This is a genomic window from Mucilaginibacter segetis, assembly GCF_016522075.1.
In the GTDB taxonomy this organism is placed as follows: Bacteria; Bacteroidota; Bacteroidia; order Sphingobacteriales; family Sphingobacteriaceae; genus Mucilaginibacter; species Mucilaginibacter segetis.
In genome coordinates, this window is record NZ_JAEHFW010000002.1 from 531,061 (window position 1) to 556,831 (window position 25,771).

General features: G+C 37.7%; 16 protein-coding genes. 15 read left to right on the forward strand and 1 reads right to left on the reverse strand.

What is annotated here, in order from left to right; all coding sequences use genetic code 11:
- Positions 1-42: 42 nt before the first annotated feature.
- Entirely contained in the window at positions 43-228 is a 186-nt protein-coding gene (locus I5M19_RS12025) for a 3-isopropylmalate dehydratase (RefSeq protein WP_200066573.1), read from the forward strand.
- A 56-nt stretch (positions 229-284) separates the two neighbouring features.
- Positions 285-674 carry a macro domain-containing protein gene (locus tag I5M19_RS12030; RefSeq protein ID WP_200066574.1) on the forward strand — a complete coding sequence of 130 codons (390 nt, stop codon included), beginning with the start codon at positions 285-287 and terminating at the stop codon, positions 672-674.
- A gap of 349 nt (positions 675-1,023) precedes the next feature.
- On the opposite strand, the gene I5M19_RS12035 is transcribed toward I5M19_RS12030, so the two are convergent.
- The gene (locus I5M19_RS12035) at positions 1,024-1,239 is read right to left on the reverse strand and encodes a hypothetical protein (protein ID WP_200066575.1); all 216 of its coding nucleotides are present in this window, start codon (positions 1,237-1,239) and stop codon (positions 1,024-1,026) included.
- A 169-nt stretch (positions 1,240-1,408) separates the two neighbouring features.
- Between I5M19_RS12035 and I5M19_RS12040 the strand changes: the two genes are divergently transcribed.
- From I5M19_RS12040 to I5M19_RS12100, 13 genes are all read left to right on the forward strand, one after another.
- Positions 1,409-2,077, forward strand: coding sequence for a DEAD/DEAH box helicase family protein (locus tag I5M19_RS12040; protein ID WP_200066576.1), 669 nt, complete (start codon positions 1,409-1,411; stop codon positions 2,075-2,077).
- 68 nt (positions 2,078-2,145) lie between these two features.
- The gene (locus tag I5M19_RS12045) at positions 2,146-3,222 is read left to right on the forward strand and encodes a helix-turn-helix transcriptional regulator (protein ID WP_200066577.1); all 1,077 of its coding nucleotides are present in this window, start codon (positions 2,146-2,148) and stop codon (positions 3,220-3,222) included.
- 47 nt (positions 3,223-3,269) lie between these two features.
- On the forward strand, positions 3,270-3,887 hold the full coding sequence (locus I5M19_RS12050; protein ID WP_200066578.1) for a hypothetical protein: 618 nt from the start codon (positions 3,270-3,272) through the stop codon (positions 3,885-3,887).
- Between the two features lie 26 nt (positions 3,888-3,913).
- Positions 3,914-5,680 carry an exodeoxyribonuclease V subunit alpha gene (recD, locus tag I5M19_RS12055; protein WP_200066579.1) on the forward strand — a complete coding sequence of 589 codons (1,767 nt, stop codon included), beginning with the start codon at positions 3,914-3,916 and terminating at the stop codon, positions 5,678-5,680.
- Positions 5,681-5,685: 5 nt separating this feature from the next.
- On the forward strand, positions 5,686-8,832 hold the full coding sequence (gene recC / locus I5M19_RS12060) for an exodeoxyribonuclease V subunit gamma (RefSeq protein WP_200066580.1): 3,147 nt from the start codon (positions 5,686-5,688) through the stop codon (positions 8,830-8,832).
- 5 nt (positions 8,833-8,837) lie between these two features.
- On the forward strand, positions 8,838-12,236 hold the full coding sequence (locus tag I5M19_RS12065) for a UvrD-helicase domain-containing protein (RefSeq protein WP_214653057.1): 3,399 nt from the start codon (positions 8,838-8,840) through the stop codon (positions 12,234-12,236).
- A 44-nt stretch (positions 12,237-12,280) separates the two neighbouring features.
- Positions 12,281-14,410, forward strand: coding sequence for a DUF262 domain-containing protein (locus tag I5M19_RS12070; RefSeq protein ID WP_200066582.1), 2,130 nt, complete (start codon positions 12,281-12,283; stop codon positions 14,408-14,410).
- Positions 14,411-14,589: 179 nt separating this feature from the next.
- The gene (locus tag I5M19_RS12075) at positions 14,590-14,916 is read left to right on the forward strand and encodes a helix-turn-helix domain-containing protein (protein ID WP_235985833.1); all 327 of its coding nucleotides are present in this window, start codon (positions 14,590-14,592) and stop codon (positions 14,914-14,916) included.
- Positions 14,916-15,665, forward strand: coding sequence for a BrxA family protein (locus I5M19_RS12080; RefSeq protein ID WP_200066583.1), 750 nt, complete (start codon positions 14,916-14,918; stop codon positions 15,663-15,665). The genes I5M19_RS12075 and I5M19_RS12080 overlap by 1 nt, the downstream gene beginning before the upstream one ends.
- The gene (locus I5M19_RS12085; RefSeq protein WP_200066584.1) at positions 15,649-16,209 is read left to right on the forward strand and encodes a hypothetical protein; all 561 of its coding nucleotides are present in this window, start codon (positions 15,649-15,651) and stop codon (positions 16,207-16,209) included. Before I5M19_RS12080 ends, I5M19_RS12085 begins: the two co-directional genes overlap by 17 nt.
- Positions 16,210-16,224: 15 nt before the next feature.
- Complete coding sequence (gene brxC / locus I5M19_RS12090; RefSeq protein ID WP_200066585.1) at positions 16,225-19,824, forward strand: BREX system P-loop protein BrxC; 3,600 nt, start codon at positions 16,225-16,227, stop codon at positions 19,822-19,824.
- 8 nt (positions 19,825-19,832) lie between these two features.
- Positions 19,833-23,522, forward strand: a complete 3,690-nt coding sequence (gene pglX / locus I5M19_RS12095) for a BREX-1 system adenine-specific DNA-methyltransferase PglX (RefSeq protein ID WP_200066586.1) — start codon at positions 19,833-19,835, stop codon at positions 23,520-23,522.
- Positions 23,522-25,759: a PglZ domain-containing protein gene (locus I5M19_RS12100; RefSeq protein ID WP_200066587.1), complete on the forward strand. Its 2,238-nt coding sequence runs from the start codon at positions 23,522-23,524 to the stop codon at positions 25,757-25,759. Before pglX ends, I5M19_RS12100 begins: the two co-directional genes overlap by 1 nt.
- The last annotated feature ends 12 nt before the right edge of the window (positions 25,760-25,771 follow it).

The window sequence follows — 25,771 nt, forward strand, 5'->3', positions numbered from 1 at the left end:
TAGGCTCATGATAGCTTCATCACCATTAAAAAAAATACTTGGATGAAAATTATTGATTTGGACGGCAGGGAAATCGAAGTGACGGACTTGGACCTGGCAATCATGCAGGCGGATGATTATCGCCATTACAGGGTTAACGAACCATCAGAAATGCACCTGCATTTATATGACTATTGGGAAGATTTTTATCAAAAGTTGTTGTTACTGGATAAAGAGATAAAAGAATGATTAATTATGTGAAAGGCATCCTGCTGGAAAGTCCAGCGGTCGCGCTCGTCAACACCGTGAATACGGTTGGGGTGATGGGTAAAGGGATTGCCCTGCAATTCAAAAAGGCTTTTCCGCATAATTTTGAAGTATACAGGGAAGCTTGCCGTACAGGGCACGTTAACATCGGTAAAATTTTGGCGGTCACAGACCGCAACTTATTATACGGAGATAAATTGATCCTCAATTTGCCGACCAAAACACATTGGCGATTGCCGTCTGAATACGATTATATAGCAGCTGGGTTGGTCGTATTAAGAAACTATCTATCAACTCATCACGTAGCAAGTGTTGCCATTCCTGCGCTTGGCTGCGGAAACGGGGGGCTGGATTGGTTGAAAGTAAAACTAATGATAGAAGATGCGTTAGGTAATATAGAAATTCCCGTTTGGGTCTATGAGCCTTGACCGCATACCCGGTGCGCCGGAACCGCCACATGCTCCTGCCCTCGCAAGAGGCGGTTCCGGCAGTTAAGGCTGCTTGATTTGAACAAAATCTAACCCTGCCCCGCATACCTTATATTTTCTTCAAAACAAGCGGTGTTATTTTTCCGGGTTTTTGCGGCCTTGGGTTATCCTAACGTTTATTTGGTGCCCCATTTCTTCACACGTTTCAGGATTGCATGTGCCGGGAGGCGGTCATTATAGGACATCAGCTTTTCGAGCTTTCTTTGAATCCGTAATTTCGGGAATCAGTTCCAGTGCAACGATTTAGGCTAAAACCCAGATCAGGCCGTGTACACACAGGCATTTTTTCTCACAGTGCTTTCTTAACTTGTTGTCGCCGGAGATGACCAGACAGGCTGATTGCCGCGCATAATAAATAGGGTACGGTCGGCTGCTTCAGCCCGGTAAGAAATTCAAGCGTTATGTTTATGCCTATACCGTACCCCGGGTCGCTGAATGGCTGGTTTATTATCAATTGTACCTGGTCACTGGCAACAAATGGGAAGGGGCGGAATCTCCTGGCCATTTTATAGAAGCTCCCATCAATGTGATTATGAATGAATCTGTTCAGGTGTAAAACGGTTAATTAAGCCGCATACTGACATAATTAAAGCGATTTTAAGTGCTCTATGACTTAATCATAAAAAGATTGTAAAGCCGTCTTTTTTTGCGGTTTAAGTGGGTATTTTTGAAATATGAATACCGATAGTCTTTTTCCAAATTTGACCATTGTCAACCTCTTAAATGACTTTCATCAAAACGAGTTTGATGTTTCCACCATTGATAACTACATGGTCAGCTACCATGCCTTCCTGAATTATTTTAAAATTATTGCTGATAGAAAAGGAGAAATAAGGAAAGATGACCTAATAATTGGTATTAATTTCACCTACGGATGGATGCCAACCATTTTTAGTTTTAAAAATGATGATTTTGACTATCCGCTTCACATACTTAACCAGGTACAGCAGGGCGCAATTATTGGAATCAAGGAGTTTAATGCTCTTAAGTCGTTGTTCAACAATTCAATAGTCGGAACATCAAAGCTATTGCATTTCATTAATCCGGAGCAATATGCAATATGGGACAGCCGTGTTTGTCGGTTCGCGACAGGCCGTAATAATGTGTACCAATCACAAGTGAATAACACAGAGTATTTCAACCGATATTTGAATTTAAGCAGATTGCTGTCATCCGAACCCCTATTTGAATATGAGATATATCAGCCATTTTGCAAAAAATTAAATGAATATCAACAAAAGACTATTCCTGTTACTCCTTTACGGGTTCTTGAACTTTTACTTTTCTTAATGGATATTAAAAAATATGGTCGAAATAATAAAGTAACAGCGGTGGTTGAATAAGTGAATACTATCAGACGTTTGCAGTATTTGACTTATTTAAATACTTTGCATAACCTTATCTTTAACCAATGAAACAAGAAGCCCGCCTAAAAAAATGGGACGAACTTATTAGGCAGAAGCGCTATCCTGGGATCCAAAATTTTTGCGCATTGTCAGGTGCGGAAAGAACTGTTTCAGATCGGACTCTTGAATCTGATATTCGAGAACTCAAAAGGATTTTAGCATCTAAATATACCTCCTTAGAATCGGCTCAGCTTTTGAAATATAGTAGAAGCCGTGGAGGTTATTATTACCCTGAATCCATCAGCGCCTTTACTGAAATCGATTCGCGCGACATTCGGAATCTACAGGAATTAAGCCGTAGCTTAAGCGGATTTACGCATTTATTTGTCACCAATGAAGCTAAAAATGCGTTCTACAAATTAAAAGCCATAGCTAAACTTGAAGAAAGTACTAAGGGGCACGATGCACTCTGGAATCCTGTTATCTATACAAAGGAAGGGGCGCGTGACGGACAAGATTTTTTCGACGAGATCATTCATTCAATTGAAGATTTATGTGCTATAACGCTTCAATATCGGGCATTTGGAAAAAAACAATTAAAGAAACACTTAGTCTTGCCGTTAGTAATCAAGGAGTGGCAAAATGCTTGGTATTTATTAGCCTGTCCGTTACCTGACCCGGAGATAAAAAGGCTTAGGTTGAAAAAAGACGAACTCCAACTCTTTGCACTGAACAGGATACAACATATTAGCAGAGAATCTATTTCGCTCAGACCAAAAATCGTCAATCTGGGGGAATTTAACCCTGCAACCTACTTTCAAAATAGTTTTGGGGTGTTCCGTGAAAATTTAAGTATGTCAGAAAACCAGCCTGAAATTTTAAAACTTATGCTGGACACCGCTGATGCGTGGATGTACGATTATATAAAACGCACCCCTATACATCCGACCGTCCATATTCTTAGTGATGACCCCGAAAAGAATTATTTGCGATTTACGATGGATTTAGAATGGAGTCCTGAACTAGAGGCTTTTTTACTTCAGTTCTCACCGATGCTCAAGCTTAAGGGAACTGTAAAAGCGGTAAAAAAATTTAGGGAGCGGCTGAAGCGTATCCAAGATTCTTATTCAGATTTAAATTAAGTAGCTAACCCGTGATTTTTTGCGGTTTACAATAGCAGTTTTGTAATATGGAAAAAACAGAAGTCCTGAATAATATAACTTGCTATATCGCACAGGCGCAATTGTGGCATAAGTTACGTTTAACACATACCGATGATCAACTCAACGATCTATTGTTGCAAATAATTATAATTGAAGAGGAGCTATTGGCTTTTTATGGGCTTCCCAATACGCTCCATTATAATGAATACTTTCAGTTACTGGCATTAAAAGATGATTTTATATTAGCCGATGCTAAACAGCTAATTTCCGAATTAGAGGAAGCGGCGGCTACATTCTTAAGTAGCCCTGTTATCACCGATGTAGAATTACTGAGGCAAGCTTTTGAAAATAAAACAATCATTGAAAATGTTTTGCCAGCAACCCGGCTAAAGCTAAAACCGGAGCCTTATTTTGATTACGTTTACGAAACTAAATTTTTAAAAGGACTTACAGAACCCCAGGTAATGCTTACAGATTTTCAGATCGTAGCTGAAAATGGCCTGGGACAAAAATTGACTGATTTAAGCATAAATCAGGATTTGTGTTCTGACGATTATGAGTCATTGCACACTTTTAATTTACAGTTTAAAGAAGATTTTATTCTAAATTATCAAGATTATAAAAATCGAATTATGGTTCAATAGTCATTGATTAACCTTATCCAACTTAGATGAAACAAACCCTAAATGATGTACACCAACAATTCGCGGAATTCTTTCCGGGGAAAGTTTTGGCGCCTTTTGTATATCTCTTATCCAAGAAATTGAGCGAAGGCCATATTTGTCTGAATATTGATCTGTTAGCCGACGAACTGGAAGGATTGCCTGTCAATTATCAAAAAATAATTGAAAATGACAAGGAAAAGCTCGTTTATGAGCAGTTGGTTACTGATGAAAATGGTCTGCAACCTTTTATCTTACATAATAGGAGATTGTACCTTGAACGATATTTTGCTTACGAAACAAAAATCCTGAATGGAATACTGACCTTAATAAAAAATGGAGAACCGTTAATAGCTGGCCGATGTGCTACACTACTTACTAATTGTGAGCTTATCAATGACCTTTTCAAAGGCAACTTTTCGCAAGATGAGATAGATTGGCAAATGGCTGGTGTGCTGGTGGGTGTAATTAATAATTTTACCATAATTACGGGCGGGCCGGGAACAGGTAAGACCACAACATTGGCAAAGTTGCTTGCAGTTCTTTACACCATTGAGCCTAATATACGAGTTGCGCTTGCCGCCCCTACTGGTAAAGCCGCAATGCGGATGGCAGAATCATTACAAAGTGCCAGAATTGACGCCCCGGAATCAGTGGTAAATCGAATAAAAGCATTAGAACCGGTGACGTTACATCGATTGCTCAAATCCGTTCCCAATTCAACCCAGTTTCGACATAATGCCGAGAATCCTTTACCTGAAGACGTAATCGTAATTGATGAAGCTTCAATGGTAGATGTTGCGCTTTTTGCAAAGCTAATGGAAGCGGTTGGGCCACATACACGACTAATATTTCTCGGTGATAAAAATCAACTGGCATCTGTTGAAGCAGGCAGTATGCTTGGCGATTTATGCCAATTCGAACCAATTATTAATACGGTTCCTCAAGAAACAGCAATTGTTTTAAATGCTGTTTTAAAATTGCCAGCTGCTAAGCAGTCGCACCCATTAGCAGGACACATTATTGAACTGAAAAAAAGCCATCGTTTTTCGGACACTTCTGAGATCGGAAATTTAAGTCATGCTATTTTAGCGGGCCAAATTGAAGCAATAAAACCCGGAAGCGATGTAACCATTGATCATAATTTTAATCATCATTTATTGGCCGCTTTTTTTGCAGGTTTTGAAACCTATATCAATGAAGGTGATATTACACAAGCACTACAAAAACTTAATTCTCAAAGAATATTGTGTGCAGTTTGGGAGGGCGAACAAGGCGTAACGCATTTAAATACCTTGGTTGAAGAATACCTTAAGAGCAAGAAGTTAATTCGCATCACTTCTGATTTTTATGAGAACAGGCCTATTATGGTTTCGCGAAATTATTATGATCTGGGATTATTCAATGGTGATACAGGAATTATTCGACCCGATGAAAACGGCAATTTAAAAGCCTGGTTTTCTGATGGTAAAGGAGGAGTCCGCGATGTACTCCCACATTACATTAGCGAAGTTCAAACGGTATTTGCAATGACCATCCATAAAAGCCAAGGTTCGGAATATGACCGGGTGCTAATACTACTACCTGAAAAGGGTGGTGAAAGGCTGCTAACACGCGAATTGCTATACACCGCCGTAACGCGAGCGAAAAATAGCGTAACAATACAAGCCAGTCATGAAGTCATGCGAACAACGGTTATTACTTCAGTGCAACGAGCATCAGGAATCTTTGAACGATTTATTCAATCATCGTCTACAAACCTAAATTTACAATAACAGCTATGGCATTATTTCTCAAAGTCTCTAACTCGCTGGAAAAGCTTGCCTTGCGTATCTCATCCGATATGCGTGATTTTCCCGGTGGTGTTTTCCAACCAGACTTTATCATTACGCAAACTTCCGGAATGAATAATTGGCTAAGGATACGTATTGCTGAAAATAACGGGATAACGGCTAATATTCGTTTTTTAAAACCAAACGACATTATTTATCAAATCTATTTCAGGCTTGACGGACCTAAAGAAAGAGTGCTGGCAGCAGATAATTTACAATGGGTGCTTTTTACTGAACTTGATGATGCAGCTTTCAAGCGCCGGTATCCGGTTATTGCAGGTTATTATAAGAATAACGATGAAGTGAAACGCCTCGGGCTTGCCCGTAAGGTAGGCGATCTGTTTGACCAATATCAAATATATCGACCTGATATGATCAGAGAATGGAACGCATTGGAGTTATCAAACGATTCTGTCACCTGGCAAGCCTGGCTTTGGATTAAAACGAAAGAATCGCTGGGTTCCCGTATACCTGATAAAACGCTCATTGCAGATTTTGTGATAAACGCATTGAAGGAACCGGAAAATCAAAATAAAATAAGGGAAAGATTACCTCGTATACATTTATTTGGCATTTCCATTCTTACAGCTTTTCACATTGACTTATTTAGACAATTAGGTGAACACATAGATATATGTTTCTACCTTTTGAATCCTGCACCGCAACTTTATTGGTATGAGGATAGAAGTCCTTCGCAAATAGCCCGTTGGATGAAGCGTTCCGCTATTGATGGCAAGTTTGCGCCGCCAATTGAAGGGAATACGCTGTTAACAAACTGGGGCAAAGTTATTCGGGACACCTTCAGTTTGCTTTTTAAGCACGAGGAATTGCTGGACAGGTATGATGACAGCGAAGTCGAACTCCCTGTTCCGGATACACTACTTAAAAAAATTCAGTTTGACCTTTTTAACAATGCTATCGAGGAAGACCGCCAAATAATAACTGTGAATGATCTTAAGGACGGTTCTCTAAGTTTCCATGCCTGCTATACACCGGCACGCGAAGTAGAAGTTTTTTATAATTATTTAGTAAGACAAGTTGAAACGGGTAAAATCACTTCTCCGAGGGATATTGTCGTCATGGTTAATGATATAGATGCCTATGCGCCTTATATCCGCGCTGTATTCAAATCGGCCCCTTATTCATTTCCTTTTATTATCGCAGATGAGCATATTTCTGTAAACGAAGGTTTTTTCAATTCACTTCAAGCTATTATGAACTTAAATTTAGATGAGTTTAAGGCCGAAGAAATATTGCAACTTTTAGAACTTGGGTATATACGACAACGTTTCGGTATTACAAATGTAGATTTGATAAGACAAGCCGTCAATACTGCTAACATCCGGTTCGGAATATCTGGCAGCGAATTAGATGAGTCAGTTACATTAAGTTGGGAAAATGGATTAAAACGTATAATGTACGGCATTTGTATGAGTGATCCGGTCGAATATCTCGGAGACGGATATGGTTTTTATCCCCTGGACCTTGCGGAGGGAGCATCTGCACTGGAGCTAGTTAAATTCACGCATTTTATTCAGGTGCTGATTTCAGTTTGCAGCGAACAGGAGCAAAACAGGACTCTTGCTGAATGGAGCCAATACCTGGAAGATAGTGTAAGACGATTACTATTTACAGGGGCAAATGATGATGATGCTGATTACCTTCTTTTTCGGGACTATCTGGAACGTTTAAACCTTATTTCGGAGACTATGGGCGAAAAAGTTAGTTTCAATGTATTTCGACAAAGTTTTATCAACGAAATGGAAGGAGAAACGCGCCCAGGTAACTTTATTTCGGGTGGAATTACTTTTTGTTCATTGATTCCAATGCGCAGTATCCCTTTTAAAACAGTCGCGATCCTGGGTTTAAACTATGATAAGTTCCCCCGAAAAGAATCGCCTGTAACCTTTGATCTGATGAAAGCGCAACCCAAGCCGGGCGATAGAGATGTACGCGAAAACGACAAGCACTTATTTTTAGAAACAGTTCTTTCGGCGAAGGAAAGATTATATATCAGCTATATAGGCAGAAATTCTAAAGACAATACTGTCCAACCTCCTTCGGCATTGATCGACGAATTACTGGATTATATTACTGACGAGCCCACGTCGATGGTCACACTACATCCCCTTCATAGTTTTAGTTCAAAATATTCAGACACGGGCAATGACCTTTATACATACCTGACAGACCAGGAACTGTCAATACCTGCTTTAGATAAGACGGAAGTCAAGATGCTTGATTTTGCCGATATTAATATTGACAGCTTTATCGCTTTTTTTAAAAATCCGTTTAAAGCATATTACAATAAAATACTTGGCATTTATTACCGTGAAGAGGCGCTATTGCTTGGTGACACCGAGATATTTGAACAGGATAAGCTTCAGGAGTGGAATCTGAAAAAAGATCTGCTTTTCCTGGATGATGCCTTGTTGCCTAACTATCGTAACAAAGGGGTAAAAACAGGCATTCTGCCATTAAAAAACATGGCTGATCTCGTGTTGGAAAAGACATATACGAGTATAGGCGAAGTCAAAGAATTAGTTCAGGAATGTGTCGGTGACAGCCTGCCAAGAAAGCAGCAGGTGGAAATTGTAATAGACGATTCTATAATAAACGGAACTATATTTCCTGTATACGATCACGTATTAATGATTGCTTCGTTTTCAAAGAACGAAGCAAAATATTGCCTTGAAGCATATATTCTTCATTTACTGGCGACCGCTGCCGAACTTGACCTGGAAACGCATTATATCTCGGCAACAACGCTTGAAAAAGTAGTACTACCATCTTTAACAAAAGAGATCGCATTCGAGAAATTAAAAGTCTTTCTTGATCTTTATAAGCGTGGGCATAAAGAACCGCTTGTTTTCTCTACGGATTTCAGGTTAGACATGAGTAAACTTGACAGTTTAACGCACGAAAAGTTCCTTGCACATTTGAAAAAGGCTACTGATGAGCGAGGGTGGTTAAACGACCCGTATATTTTAAAAGAATACGAGAACGGATTTTTTGAGAGCTCCGAATGTTATGAGGCTTGCAAATTAAATACACGGGACATTTACGAACCTGTTTACCAAACATTTAATCGTTAATATTTATGGATCAAATGAAAAACTTTGTCGCTTCCGATGTGCCCCTGGAAGGCAGTAACCTGATCGAAGCAAGCGCCGGTACAGGAAAGACCTATTCTATTGCAATATTATTGCTTAGGTTATTGCTGGAAAAGCAACTCGCACTTAAAGAGGTGTTGATGGTAACTTTCACTAAGGCTGCTGTTGCTGAATTAGAAGAACGGATTCGTTTGTTTGTCCGTATAGCAGCTAAAGTTGCCAATGGTATTCCAATTAAGGATACTACAATTTTGCAATTGGTCAATAAAGCAATAGAAAAGCAAGGTGAGAGCAATGTAAAGGAATTGTTGACGCAGGCAGTATTGCTTTTGGATGATACCTCAGTAATGACCATACACAGTTTTTGCCAGCAAACATTGAATGAATTTGCTTTTGAAACCGGCCAATTATTTGGCTGTGAGACTTTAAAGGACTCTGGGCCATTGCTCGACGACGAGATCAATAAATTCTGGCGAACGCATGTGACGAGTATTCCATTAAAGCTGCTTAACATATTAATTGATAATGGATTATCTAGAGCAAACTTTTTAGAGGTACTGAATGGTCATTACGGTGGTAAGCGGTATATTGCCTATCTGCCCGATGTTGATTACGCACTTTCATCTGATCACCTTGAAAATGAATGGGTAAATATCGAAAAAATTCTCTCGGAAGCAGACGGATGCGTCAAAACGCTTCATACGCGAATTATAAATGATGAAGGCAATTTGCGGGCCGCAACTGCGGCGAACCGATATGCGCACACTGCACTCTCACACCTGCTCGATAGTCCAGAAGAATTTATCAAGCAGATCAAGGCCAAAAGAAATTCAGGTTACATCAACACGCTGTATGGACACTTGCTGGTGGCGTGTGATGAGATCGACGAAATAATGAGCAGAGTCGGTGAAAAAGCAAATAAGATCATCAGTACGCTTTATTGTATGAGCATCAGAGAGGCATCCATCAATATTCAAGCTTATAAAAACAGAAACAGTGTGTTATCCTTTGACGACATGATCATCAATTTACATACTGCCACCGTCAAAGATTATAATGAGCAACTCCTGCAATCTTTACGAGCAAAATACAAGGCTGTTTTTGTCGATGAGTTTCAAGATACCGATAAATTGCAATACGAAATTTTCGAACAAGTTTTCGGACAAACAAATATCCTGTTTTACATTGGCGACCCGAAACAATCCATTTACGCCTGGAGAAAAGCAGACATTAATACCTATTTGAAAGCAGCGACTACTGTAGCAAACAATTACAGTATGAATATCAATTACCGATCTTGCCCTGCATACATTCATTCAATGAATGTTTTTTTTCAACCGGTAGATGGGTTTGATACATTTGCTTTCGGGGGCCAGGAAAATTCGTTTGGCTACATCCCGGTCGATGCACCATCCACAAAAACTGTTCACTCTCTTCTGAAAGACAGTTCTCCTGAAACGCCTATATTATTATTTGAATGTCCCACTAATGACAGTATCGCTGCAGCAGTCGCTAAGCAGGTACTCGCGCTACTGGAAGACAAAAGCTATCAATTAGAGGTTGATGGAGAATACAGATCAGTTAAGCCATCAGACATTGGAATACTGGTTAGAAAAAATAAACAGGGGAAACTTATAAAGAATGCGCTTGCAGCAGTTCGTATTCCCGCTGTGACGATTGACGATAGTAAGATTTTAAAATCAAACGAGGCTACGGCATTACTTTATCTGCTTCAAGCTTTTGAAGATAAAAATCGTGGCTCGATCAACAAAGCATTACTATCACCTTTTACGGGATTTGACCGCGATCAAATATTGCTACTTAACGATGATCAGCAACAGGAGCGATTCAAAATTTACAGTGTACTTTGGGATCAACAGGGTATTTATGTAAGCTTTGCAGCATTTTTAAGAGATTATAAGGTAAGGTCTGTATTACTTAACCATTCACATGGCGAACGTGTATTAACTAACCTGATGCAATTGGTTGAAATATTACACAAGACGCAAACCGCAAACAAATTAAATAACGGTGAGCTTATCGCGTGGTTGCAGAAAGCGACTGAAGGTATGGATGTTCAGGGTGATGAGTTTGAGCAACGGATCGAAAGTGATGAAGAAGCGGTGAGAATTATCACCATCCATAAAAGTAAAGGTTTAGAATATAATATAGTCTTCGCCCCATTTTTAGATATGTTACCGGAAGGCGTTGGTGATTTTTGTAGCTTCCGTGATACGGATAGTGGGGAGTATTTGTTTGCTCATCAAAATCAGCTAAGTGATGAACAATCGGCATTGCTTTCCGAACAACTCGAACAGGAAAATAGACGTATGATTTATGTCGCCGTTACCAGGGCTGTTTATAAATGCTATATCTATAAAAACACTGCCTCATATTACAATAATTCAAGTTTAAAAACTTTTATAGCCGGACTAAAGACACTTGAAGCTAAAAACGAATTGATTCAATTTGCTGATCACACAGCTATACCAAGCCATTCCAAATATTCTGGAAAGCTAGAATGGAAACCATTAAAGCGGATGGAACCGGCTCAATTTCAACTTAGCGATCAAAACTGGCATAAGCTGAGCTACACCTTTTTGTCTAGAAAGCAACCTTTTATAATAAAAGAAAATAATAATAACACTGTCGGAGAATATGAATCGTTCATATTTAAACAGTTACCCAAGAGCATCGTAACGGGCCACTTACTTCATTATATTTTAGAGAATATTGATTTCACCAAATCGACAAACTGGGAAAAAGTTATTGATATGGGTATTAGACGTTTTATGCCAGCCACAGGTGACACATATTCCAAAATGCTTTTTGTGATGATAGAGCACATCGTGAATGCAGAGATAAATATTGACGGGACAACATTTGCTCTTGCTGACGTTGGCAGGAATAAAAGAATCAGTGAATTTGAATTTGATTTCAACGTAGGCAGTTTTGTAAATACGGCAATCGAAGAACTTTCAGATAATGAGGCAAAGTTTTTAGTCGGCTACGAAGAGCAGCTTGAAGGAATCATGAATGGGAAAATAGATCTGATCTTTGAATATGCCGGCAAATATTATATCATAGACTGGAAATCAAATTTTTTAGGGGACTCATTAAGCTGGTATAATACTAACTCGTTGCGAAGCACGATGAATGACGGAAATTATCATCTACAATATTTGATTTATACATTGGCATTGAAGAAGTATCTTACTGTAAAATTACAAGGGTTCGATTATGAATCACAGTTTGGAGGTGTAGCATATATGTTCTTACGGGGACTTAGAAAAACTCAGGAAAGCGGAATATTTTACTGTGTACCGCCATTGGAACAAATTGAAAAATTGGAGAATATATTAATAGGTGCCGAAACTGCAGCCTGAAATATAATTTAATTTACACCACTGATTTTGGAGTAATAATTTAAATGAATAAAAAGTCTGTTTTCTCGTTACAAGAAATTGCTGGGTGGCAAGAAAGTAACCAAGTCGCTTTACCTACAGTTCAAAGGGGGTTTGTTTGGAAACCGTCCCAAATTGAAAATTTGTGGGACTCTCTTTTACGAGGTTATCCAGTTGGTGCATTTGTGCTATCTCCAAACCTTAAGTCTGATAAATTTGAAATTTTAGACGGGCAGCAAAGAGCTACATCGATTTGTCTGGGTTTTGGAAACAAAACATTCCGGGGTTCGGAAAATAAAATTAAAGTTTATGTCGATTTAGAAAAGCCAAAAGGTGAAGACAATAGGAAATACATCTTTAGGGTCATTACAAAATCACATCCATGGGGCTATCGTAGAACAGATAATTCTAAAACATTGACTGCGGAAAATATCCGTAAAGCAATGGTTTTGTATGATATAGATGATTATCTTGAGGCTGACTTAGACGATTTTTATCCATTTGATGCTTCATTCCCAATCCCTTTTGACTATTTTATTAACTCCGCATCGATAGATGAATTAATATATTCAATCGAAAACTGGAAGAATTATGAAACTATTTTAAATCGCTGCATAAAAAAAGATATACCTGAACTCTCAAGTCAAGATGCCATAAAAAAACGCATTTCTGAAATTTACACTGCGGTTAAAATAATGCTTAATTTTGAAACCGGGCAACATGTGCCCGCCCTTTATTTGGATTTTACTAAATTCAGACAGACGCTAAATCCTGATGAATTTTATGAAAATCTTGAAGAGCCGGAAATACCGGAAGATTTGAGTGAGGAAACAGAGGAAAATGAAGATTCGGATGAAATAGAAAATCTTTTTATCCGGCTAAATGCCGGTGGAACTCCATTGCGTGGCGAAGAGTTAAATTATTCTATACTCAAAGCTCATATACCATCAAAGCTTCAAAACCAAATAGAGCAGGCATGTCAAAAACTTTTCAAACCTGCAAGGTTTATAACAATAGCTTATAGGCTCTTTCAAAATCATTCAAGTGACGATCAACGTGATGCGCGGACTATGCGTATTAAACCAAAGCAATTCCAAAAGACAGTTGATGGTAAGAAAAGAGAATTCGAGAAATTTTTAATTAATCTATTCAATGATCAAAGTTATTCAGGTAAGACTTTATTAGATTACATTCAACATTTGCTGAAGTATGATAAACATACAAATCCGCATGGACTTCCTTATTTAATAACGTCGAAAATTTCCGATGAAGCACCTGAAATAATGTTTATGCTTCTCTATAGAATTATGTTGTCGAAAGACCGGTTTAACTTAAATGATCGGTCACATAAAAAAATGATAGGAATGTTAACCTTGTTTATGTGGTTTGGTAAAGGGGATCGTTTAAAAGATCATTCAAAGCTGTTATCTTATATTTGGGAGGATGTCAAGACATTGCCATGTGATGCTTTCTGGGGACATTTAACAGTTAATTCAGCATTAACTGATGAAGTTTTAACTCCCTTTCCTACTTATGACGGTAAATATGACAGAAATTCCCTTAGTCAATTAAGGAAATTTAAAAATGGAAACATAATCGAACAGTTTGGACAAAAAACAAAATATAAGCTGTTCCTGATTAAAATGATTTACACCAGGGATTTGTTACTTTATGCACAGAGAGATTTCCTCTCTAGCTTTTTCAACGATAAACAGTATCAGTTAGATGATACAAATGTTCCATTTGATTGGGATCACATTTCCCCTCAAAAATATATTCTCCGAAAATGGGGAATAAAAGAGCCTATAAAACAGTGGTATAATACAAATGGAAATTTTAGGGCATGGCCTTATGCTTTAAATAGAATGGATCAGGATGATACCCCAGCAAATAAATTGAATCCATTGAAAACTAACAAATCGAATTGGGAGGCTTTTATTGAAAAGAACAAAACATTAATTCCCTCAGAAAAACACTTGAGTAAAGTTCTTTTAAATTGGTCTTTTTGCTCGCAACAATGGGCTAATTGTTCTTCAAGCGACATGAAGCGGGACTGGGAAGGAACCTTTAGTTTGATTATCGACAGAAACCTGAAAATCTGTAAAGAATGGTACGATGAATTATGTATTGAAGACTTAAATCCTAAGAATCATTAGTTAGGTTAAAATTTGGGTTCAAATCTTATTATATCTGAAATCAGTATGAAAGGTTTTATTTGAAAAGAAAACAATAATAAATTGCCTCAAAATTGTTAAAAGAGAAACGAAACCATCGAAATTAAAGGCATTTGAATATGGTAATATATAAAGCTTTTACTTCTTAAAAAGTTTTACATTTGACCAATAAAGGACAAGTCCTTTGGTGGAACAATATGCTCAGTGAAAAACTCAAACAACTACGAGAAAGTAACGGACTTGTTCAAAGGCAGGTAGCTGCTTTATTGGAGGTGGATACAGCTTATATCAGTAAGATAGAGAATAATGAAAAACCCGTTAGCAGAATTCATTTAGAAAAGCTTTCTAAGCTTTTTAATGTTGGATCAGAGGAACTATTAACTTTATGGTTAGCTGATAAGATATTTGACTTAATTAAAAATGAAGAATTTGCGGCAGAAGCATTCAAAATTGCTGAAGAAAGAATCTTGAAGGACAAAAAGAACTAATGTTAATCAACACGGATATAAATATTTTAGGCGGCTTACCAGACTTTAATCTGATAAATCATTTTCTTTTCGATAGTGAGCGACATAGTGAAAAAGAGGGACGACAGGTTTTTACCACGATAAAAACAGATAAATCTGTGAAACGGTTTGAAAAAGCCATCATGGGTACTTTCTTGCAATTTAAAAGCAAGGATTTAGAATATTTAGTTAGGTCAATGCTATCTACAGAATCAATATCTGAGAATAGTTTATTAATGCTTTTCTGGAATGCATCAGTGAATAATGATCTTTTACAATATTTGAACAGCCGGGTATATTTTCCGGCATTTTATTCCGGCAGATTAGTACTAAAAAAAGAAGAAATAGGCGCTTGTATCAAGGAGCTAAAGGAAACTGATATTACAGTACAAGATTGGACAATTGTTACTATAGAAACGGTTGCTCGTAAGTATTTGACACTTTTAAAGAAGTTCAACCTAATGGAAGGGGCGTTAACCAAAAAAATCATTCATCCTTACCTGACTGATAAAATGTTTATTTTATTTATATATTGGATCACATCCATAGAAACTAAACCTAATCTGTTAGAAAGTGAGTGGATACAATATTGTTTCTGTGAACGGCCTGTGTTCATCGAGAGATTATTGCAAAAGAAATTTTCAAAGTTCTTTCAATTGGCTTACACTGGAGATAAACTTAATATAGAAACCTCACTTCCTTACGCAACCATTTATGATGCCGTTAAATAATCCAGCAAATATAATACACCAGGCAAAGCGACTTGTTGAATCTGACAGACGTTCGGAAATAAGATTAAACGCCAACGGCGGTAACTCTATAATGATAGTTTGTGAGCCAATAAAAGAAATTGAATATATCGCTTCTATAGAAGAACTTTTGCCTGTTGATAGCTATTCAATTATAGATCTGAACCAATGCCTGATAGATTTTGTGTCCAACAATAAAGCCGAATTGGTAGAATTATACGATCTTCTTCAATCTGCTACAAATGAAATTTTCAAAGCCCCCGATGGTGAAGATTCAAAAGATTTATTCAAAGAAATAGTAGCTCATATTCATGGAGCGCTGCAACAAAACAAGGTGCCGGTATTAATTAATACAGGATCATTGTACGGAACTGGTATTCACAATATTCATATTATGGAGAATAATGTAGTAATGAATGCTGCTTTGCCTTTAATAATATTATATCCCGCAACCATTGAACCTGATCGCGTCATGTTCCTTGGCAAGCAACCTGCATCAAAATACCGGTGTATGATGATTCATTAAAAAGAAGTAACGAATATGCTTATAAAGGACATTTTAACAATTGATCTAAGTGAAGATATAAAAAACGTAATCGACTTAGAGGATATTTCAGAGGCTGCCATTCAATCTGAAATTGAGAATTATATCATTACAGAGGGACTTGCTGAAGAATATTCAGACTTTGTTTCCACATTTACTTCCAACATAATTGAAACAGGCGTTTGGATTTCCGGATTTTATGGTTCGGGTAAATCATATTTTGGCAAGTTACTTGGTTATATGATCAGTAACAGACTTATAGGTGGCACACCGGCAAGGGACAGGATATTACAAAGATTTACTGGCATAAATGATGAAGCACTGGTTAAGAATTCTATTGCAAAACTAAATAGCGTTAATGCTCGTGTGGTATTTATGGATATTGCGAAGCAGGACACTTCGAAAGGTTTTGCCTATGCGCTTTTCAGAAATTTTCTAAAATCGCTTGAACTGCCGGAAAATGAACATGGGTTTTTATTATTCTCTTTAATGTGCAGTGCTGACTATAGCAATGTGGTTGATTTTGTACAGGATAAGTCGGGCAAGTCATGGAGTGATTTAAAAAATAACCGGATAGTTTATATTGGAAAGATCAAGGAAATATACATTGCCCTTGGTAATTCAGAAGCTGATTATAGCACTATTCTAACTACAATCCGCAGGGAAATTGATGAATTTAGCGCTTCTAAATTAAAGGACGAATTAAGCACATATTTCAAGGCCGTTAGGGACGAAAAAGTTGTTTTCCTTTTTGATGAGGCAAGTGAAGCGATTAACCAAAGAAAATTCACATTGCTTGACCTCGAAGGTCTGAGCGAATCCCTTTCCTCTTTAGGTGGTAAGGTTTGGACTATTGCAATTGCCCAGGAAAAACTGGACGATGTTATCAACAACTCAAATATAAGCAAGGCTCAACTCACCAAAGTGACAGATCGCTTCAAAATCAAAATCCACCTTGAGGCTACAGAAGTTGATGTAATTATCCGCAGTAGGCTATTAAAAAAGAAGGATGACGCTTTACAGAAGTTAAAAGATCATTACCAAAAAAATTCAGGGAAAATAGCAGATCATAGCGGACTTACGGGAGCCGGCAAAACAGAAAACAGCGACTCATTTGTTACCTACTATCCATTTTATCAAAACCAATTTGGGTTATTGCAAAATTTCCTTTTTGGTCGCCAGGGATACGCATCCACCAAGGTTGCGGCAAGGGGTATGATTATCACCACCTACGATATTTTAAAACACGAAATCCAGAACGAGACTTTATTTAATGTTGCGACTGGGTGGCAGATTGCAAAAGAGGCCCAACCGCAACCACCTGTTCGTTTAGTAAACAGGTATTCCAACGCTGATACAATATTAAAAAATGAACATATTGATTTGCCTGGTCGTCATTTGTTAGAAACCATCCATTTCTTAACCGAAGCGGAAGTTGCCCCAACTTCATTTACTAATATTGTAAAATCCTACGTTAAAGCACCTGAAGACTTTCATACTGTGCAAGCTTTGGTCACCAAAGCATTAGACACTTTAGTAGAGCACAAAATTCTGTTGTTGTCTAACGGGACATACCGCATCACTTCGGATATAGAGCAACGCCTATTAGATGAAATGAACCAGTTCCTGGTGCAGATTTTTAAAAAGAAGCAACAAATCATTTCTGCTTTCAAAAACTCTGCTTTTATAAAATCACTGGCAAAGATAAATGATGCCAATACCATTTTTGATTTCTATATCACCTCAGATAATGACGACGAACTAACTAACCCTGGTTTAAAGCAATTAAAGTTAAAAGTTAAAAGCCTGTACAGTTTTGGCGATGATCGCAGTATTGATATCGAACAGTTAAAAACACAATTCCAAAATAATAAAGATGTAATTTGGTTGGCGCCGGATAACAGTCACTTTAGGGAAATTGATAAACTGCTGGAGGAAGTAGAACGCATTAAATACCTTGAAGAGAAATACACCAATCCAAATTCTGAAGAAGGACCAATAGTACGAGCGTTTCAATCGGAGCGTTCAGCAAAAGAAATCAGATTAAAGGAACTGGTGGAACAATCGTTAATGCAGGGTAATTCTATTTATCTGTATAATACGGCGCAAATGGATAATAATAACTGGCAAAATGTTATGAATGGTTTGCAACGACAGGTTATTCAAAATGTTTATTACAAAAGGTTAACTTCCCAATTATCAGACGCGCTTGCTGACAGAATTATTAGAGAAGCAAATAGTCAGCGTTTACAAACATACTTCAACGGGCAAGGTATAGATTTTCAGTTTTATGACGCTCAGGGTAACTTTATTGGAGAGGCTTTAAAGCCTGCTGAAGAAATATTATTCAAGATCAGGAACACATTTGTTGACGGGGCTACTCTCGAAAAGGACTTAGAGCAACCACCTACAGGCTTTGGATTCGGCACAGTGATTACTACCGTTGCAGCTTTAATGCGTGGCGGCAAAATAATGTCCAAGTATAATGGAGCCGAAAAATTTTCATGGAGAGATGATGGCGTTTCGAGTATTTTCAGCGCAGCCCGGGAGTTTCGAAAGGCATCATTTAAAGCTATAGCCAAATCATTGTCAACAGCTCAAAAAAACAGTATAGTTACATCCCTTCAAGAATTAGAAAGCGAAACGCACACTCACAAAAAAGTAGACTGGAACACCAATGATTTTGACCTGGTGAATGCCGTGCGTGAATTGGCAAAACTTTTTTGCGATAAGGTAGATTTCATGAAGCGTTCCAATAAGGATTTTGACGCATTATTCAGTAACCTGGAAACTTGTAAAGATCAATTAGGCGTATTCACAGGGGCCGTTAGTGAAGCAAATTATATAGATAAAGCGGACAATTACCTTGATCAAAACGATATTTATGCAAATGCGATCAGAGAAATTGAAAAAGCAGAAAAATTCATTCGTAATAATCTGGATAAATTACGCCAATGGAAAGCTTTTGCCGATGGTGTTAATGATGAAATAAATAAGGCAGCAAAGGCTGATGTGGTAATCAATCCATTATTAAAAGAGTACAATAGCCTTTACCAGGGTGAGGTAGTAAAGAACTTCAAAGCTTTACAAGAGACAGCCCAGAAAATTAAGGATGCCTATTATCAGCTTATGCAAGCCGCCGCGACAGAAATGGCTGCTAAATATATTCTCCTGCAAAAGGACGCAGATGAATTGATAAAAGAGATTCATACATTACCCGCTGGCCTTAATGAAGAAGCAAGTTTGGAAGGAAGTAGCATCAGGCAGTATGCCTCTCAACGCACAAATTCTGCCATTGATATAGATTATGACGTAAAAGATAGGCACACGAGGTTCACCTACTCCGAGATGCTTTCTTTCATTCAATTGTTTCATAGCTATAAAACAAAATTAGAAATAATAAAATCGGGGTTAATTACAACGACCCCTACCAAACCTGCTCCTGGAACTCCGGTAACCCCGACCAAGAAAATTTATTCAGCTACATTACCCGGTGGAAAAGTAAAAGTAAGTGAATACAAAACATGGCTGCAAAATGAATTGCAAAAAATATCAGGGGCAGCTGCCGATGATGAAGTTGAAATCAAGAATCTATAACTATATAAATGAAATTAGCCGAGCACGTTGAACTTATTCGTAAACTAATTGATACTGCTTTTCGCAACCGCTTAGGCCGGATGGGTGTAACCGCTTCAGTTTTGCAACCCGTAGATGCTATCCCTGCCGAGTACCGTTTTGAAAGGAAAAGTATTGAAGGTATAAGGGAAGTTTGGATTGCCGAAACGGGAACTGTTTCGGAAGCATACGAAAAGTTGGTTGAAGAGTTTACGTTTACATTATTTAACCGCTTGGCTGCTTTAAAGGTAATGGAGGCGCATATCTTGCATCCTGAAATTATTACGAGAAGAACTCAGCATGGTGACCGATCTTTTGCTCATAAACATTGGTTGGAGCAAAATCCAGACGGACGTAACGAAGAAATGGAAGGCTTGGTTCGTTTTATTGAAGATCAACTAACCGTATTAACAACTGACATTCCTTTGTTCAGCCCGCAGCACCCTTATCATTTGTTGCCGACGGCAATTGAGCTTAATGGGATAATGAACGCTTTTAACCAGGTGGAAACTGATCCACAAGTAGAAAGTGACATTTGGAAAAGCGACGATGTATTAGGCTGGCTATATGAGAGCTATAACAATTATAAAAAGGCCGCTCATAAAGAAAGTGGTGATAAAACAGAATTTAATAAAGTAAGTATTCAAAGCCAGGTTTACACGCCCCGTTGGGTTGTTAAATTTTTAGTGGATAACAGTTTGGGGAAACTGTACCTTGAAATGTTTCCTGATAGCGAAATAAAAAATCGTTATAAAATAGCCAACGCCCCTAAAACACAGACAAGGGCACCAAAACCGATAACCGAAATTAAGTTGATTGACCCGGCTACAGGTAGCGGTAACTTCCTGCTTTACGGATTTGACTTGTTTTATGATTTGTATATCGATCAGATTGAAAATTACGGTGCTGAATATGATGAACGTAAAATAGCCGAACTCATCATTACCAACAACTTGCATGGCGTTGACTTGGATGACCGCGCAATTCAACTGGCGCAATTAGGTTTGTATATTAAAGCTAAGCGTAAAAAGCGTTCTGCTAAAATTGAACATTTTAATATCGTTAGTTCTGATTTCTTTTTGCCTCCTTATAGTGAGGTAAAGCACATTTTTGAAGAAAGTGCTGAATTAGGTGAGGTTGAACGAAACCTAATGGCCGATTTATGGGGCGACTTACAAAATGCCTATAAATTTGGTGCCTTAATACGCCTGGAGGAGAAACTTAACCTTAAATGGTTTGGCACAAAAAAGCATGTTGATCAAAACCAGATTGCGCTATTTGGACAAGAAAATTTAGATGATTTTGAGAATTTCAGGGAGCTTTTTTTTATTAACCTTCATAAAGCTGTAACACAAAATACTGCCAAACAAGGACAAACATTCCTAAATACTAAAACACAGGATGCAATTACCTTTCTTCAATTACTTACTCAAAAGTATGATGTAGCTGTAGCCAACCCGCCCTACACAGACAGCTCTGATTTTGGCCCGGAATTAAAAGTATTTATTGACACAAATTACAAGCAACCCTATAAATTCAATTCTAATCTATATGCAACGTTTATCAAGCGTTCTTTTGAATTAATTGACGAACAAGGTAAAATGGCCCTGATACATCCATTGACATTTATGTACATCAAAACATTTGAGGATGTCAGGAAATTCATCATTGACAAGTTACATATTAATATTTTCGTTGATTACGGTTTGAGCAACTTATTCGGATCCGTGATGGTCGATCCAGCGTTTTATGTTCTCGAAAAGGAAATACATTCAAATGATTCATTGTTCATTTCATTAGATCAATATACTCGTACACCGAATGAAAAGTTCAAGAAGGACTTCTGTCTTAAATCATTGGATGATTACATAGCGAATATTCCTAACAAACACAATATCACACTTCCTCAATCTAAACTTAAAATTATAGAAAGTTGGCCTTTTATATATTGGATTAGTGATGGTTTTAGAGAAAAGTTCAAAGAGAAAACCATTCTCGATATGTTCAATCCGGCGCAAGGGGCGGCAACAACGGATAATAACAAATTTTTAAGGTTTTGGTGGGAAGTTGAAGAGAACTCTATATCGATAAATTACAACGAGGATAAAAGAAAATGGGTTAAATATTCAAAGGGAGGCCCTTTTAATAAATGGTACGGCAATTTATGGGTACTATTGAATTGGGGTGCAAATGGACAGGACTTAATAAGTGCCGGCGCTGTACTAAGAAATAGTAATTTTTATTTACAAGAAGGGATTACTTATTCTGCAAGTGGTTCAAAAGGAGCCTCTTATAGATACCTACCGTCAAATTGCATATTTGATACTGGAGGTTCTTGCATTTTTTTAGGCAAAACATATAAAAATTTAAATTATCTAATAGCATTCCTAAATTCACCGTTATCTACCTATATAGTTGATTGCTTAAATCCAACGGTAAATACGCAGGTCGGAGACTTACAAAGGATACCAATAGTCAAGCCTTCCAAATCACTTGAAAATGGTATTTCAGTCTTAGCTAATGAAAATATAATAATTAAGAAAAACCTTTGTGAATTTAAGTTGGTTGAAACGAATTATAAAAATAATCCATTAACATTATATTCTGACGTTTCGTTAACGAGTCGTCTATTAACCCACCTGAATGGCGAGAATGCTCAGCTAACACACGTTTTGATAAATGAGGCGGTAATTAACAATCTCATATTTGAGGTATACGACCTTAGTGAACAAGACAGACAACAGATAGAGGCAAAGATGGGGAGGCCAGTTGGAGAACTGCCGGTTCTAAATTCCGCTCGTCAAGCTTATTTGGAAGAAATAAAACTCGAAGAGGAAAACGTTATAAACCATATCGAAAACTTAAGAGCCATTGATTTTGAAGAGTCCCAAATACTACCTATCAAAATAGAGTTTAATGCTTTGTATCAAAGCAACAATGATCTGGAGGAATTTTGCATTAGGCACCAAGTTAATCCCATCAATGTTTGGTTTTGGTTTAAAGAAAGTAAAATACTACCTCAAGGTCGTGCTGCAGACATCGCTTTGGAGTTTTTGGCTGATTCCCTCCGGACGATTTTAAAAGATGATGAGGATGGCATTATTCCGTTAGTTGCCTTACCTGGTGAACCAAAATTGGCGGATAGATTAGAACAACACTGCTTTAGCCAAGGTTTTAACTCTGCACAGTTTATGCAATTAGATGCCTTGATAGGCCGACCAATTAACGAATATATTGAGCAGCATTTTTTCAAGGATTTGAGCGATCATCTCAACCTATTTATGTATTTGCCAAAAACACCATTTATTTGGCATTTAAGTAGTGGTGCTCACCAGGGTTTTGAAGCATATATTATTATTTACAAATGGAACAGGGATAGTTTGTACAAACTCAAAAGCAGCTACCTTAGTAAACGTACCGAAAGCCTTCAATACCGCAATCTGCAAATTGGGGACAGTGTAACCGCCCAGGCACAAACAGAAAAGGAAATCATCAGGCTGCAATTACAGGAGATAGCCGTTTTCTCCAAAAAGATTGACGAACTCATTGCTGAAGGTTATGATCCAAAATTGGATGGTGGTGTAGGTAAAAATATTGCCCCGCTTCAAAAAAAGGGTATGCTAAAGGCGGAAGTATTAAAATCAACTCAACTACAAAAATATTTAAATGCAGATTGGTAATGACTGAACAATGGTTGATGCAAGATATTAATTCGTTAATACAACACCGTGACAGGGTTGTGTTACTGGATACTACGGCGCAATGCGGTTTTGTGTTACCTATTTTGCAACAAAACCATATAAACGTTTTACAAACAAATGTTTCTGTTTCAGAACAGTGGCAACAGGAGAAAGAAGAGCTTTTGATCAGATACGAAGGCGAAACAACTTATAAAAATAAACCACTTGTTTTTTATGTTACCAGGCCACAAGATAAACTAAGTTTTCTGTTTGATTACTGCTTTACACATGGCTGCCTTGATTTAAGCAATCCCCAGGATTGGTTAAAAAGGAAAATATTTGCAAGTACAGGTTTACAAGTAAATTTAGATAGCCCAATGCTCTTAACGGCAGCTAAATTAGGGATCGGAAAAGACCTCGCCTGGTGGAAAAAAATTGTCCAGAATTTAGAGGAAATGATTAACCTCGATGATGAACTGTTGCCATTTGTCAATAACCCGGAAGAATACCTTGCTTCAAAAGAACCGGATATTAAAAGATTGTTTGAAGAAAAAATACACGAATTGCTTGATCAGCAATATATGAGTAAACCCGCAAAAACATTGGCAGGGGAAGTTGCGAAAAGAATGTTTGACGGCCTTGCAAACAACGAGATTTCGGATAGCCTGTTACAACTGTACTATAAATGGGCTGATAGTTCTACCTATAGGCCATCCCTGGAAAAATATATTCATGATTATAAATTAGACGAATCGATCAATCCCTGGAATTCCCACCCCGATCATTGTTTTAAAACACTTGATTTGATTGAGTTGAGACAGATAGCAGATAATTACAGGGATAAGTCATTTGTGGCAGAAAAGCTCCAAAAGTTAAAGAAAAGAATATTTTCCCAGAAGGTACAGGTTTTTGTTCCTGTATGGTGGAAGGACCTATTGGTGCTGTTTGAAACGAATACCGATGATCTGTCAAAATGTAACAATCTAAATGCGTTTATAGAATATTATGCAGGTACTTTCTCAAAAGTTGATAGAGCAATACGCAATTTATATGTAGCATTTTTAAACACCGATGCCATAGTAAGACCATTGCAGGAATATTATGAAGGTTTAAATCATTTGGTATTACAAACATGGTTTGATTTCTATCCGGCGTATAAATCAGATCAACAAGGATACCTTCCCAAACTCTTCGCTACTGCTAAAGCTAAAACGGCAGTTATCGTTGGCGATGGCGTACGTTATGAGATTGCAGATTATGTAGCCACCGAATTGCAAAAACATTTCAAAGTTGAAAAGGAAATCATGTTAGCGGATATGCCGTCAGAAACGGAACATAATATGAGTGCCTTATATGTAGGCGGCAATGAGGTGCTTTCTGTTCAAAAAGACAGGGAAATAAGGCTGACACAAGCAACCGGAAAGAACATTGTGTATATGCAATTGGAGCAGCTAAGTTACGGCAATGAGGCAGATTACCTTGTTCTAACATATAAAGATATTGATAGTTCGGGTGAAAAATTACAGCAAGCAGCCATTAAGTTATTTTCAGAGTTTGAGGCAGTACTCGTTGAAAAAATAACTTTGTTGCTCAATATGGGGTACCAAGAAGTGTACCTTGTTACCGACCATGGCTTTGTATTGACCGGATTATTAGATGAAGCTGACAAGATAGAACCCAATGCAATTGGTAAAAAAGAGGTACATGAACGTTTTATTCGCACGGCTGAAAAGCAAATAAATAGTGATTGGATATGTTTTGAAAGGCCATATAACGAATTCAAATATGTTTATGCAGCAAAAAATCATCGCCCATTTAAATCAAAGGGTGTCTATGGCTTTTCGCATGGTGGCTTCACACCTCAAGAACTCATTATTCCGAAATTTAAATTTACCAAAGCAAGGGCACAAACATCAAAGTTGGAAGTATTAATTTCCAATAAATCCGAATTGAACGATGTTCCTACTGAACTATTTGTGATTAAGTTGGAAGCTCCAAAAACTTTAGCTGACCTATTTGGTTCGCAACGTAAAGTTCAGATAAAACTATATGTTGGCGGGAGGGAATATTTAAGCAGCGACATAATAACTTTTGAAGCGGGTAAAAAGGAAGTTAAGGAGTTTTCCTTTAATAAAAACAGCCAGGTACAAGCCATATTACTCGATGCTGCAACCCAGGAACAATTAGACACAGTAATCATCAAAAAATCTAACCTTCGTGATTTGGGAGGCTTATAATAAATAGATCAA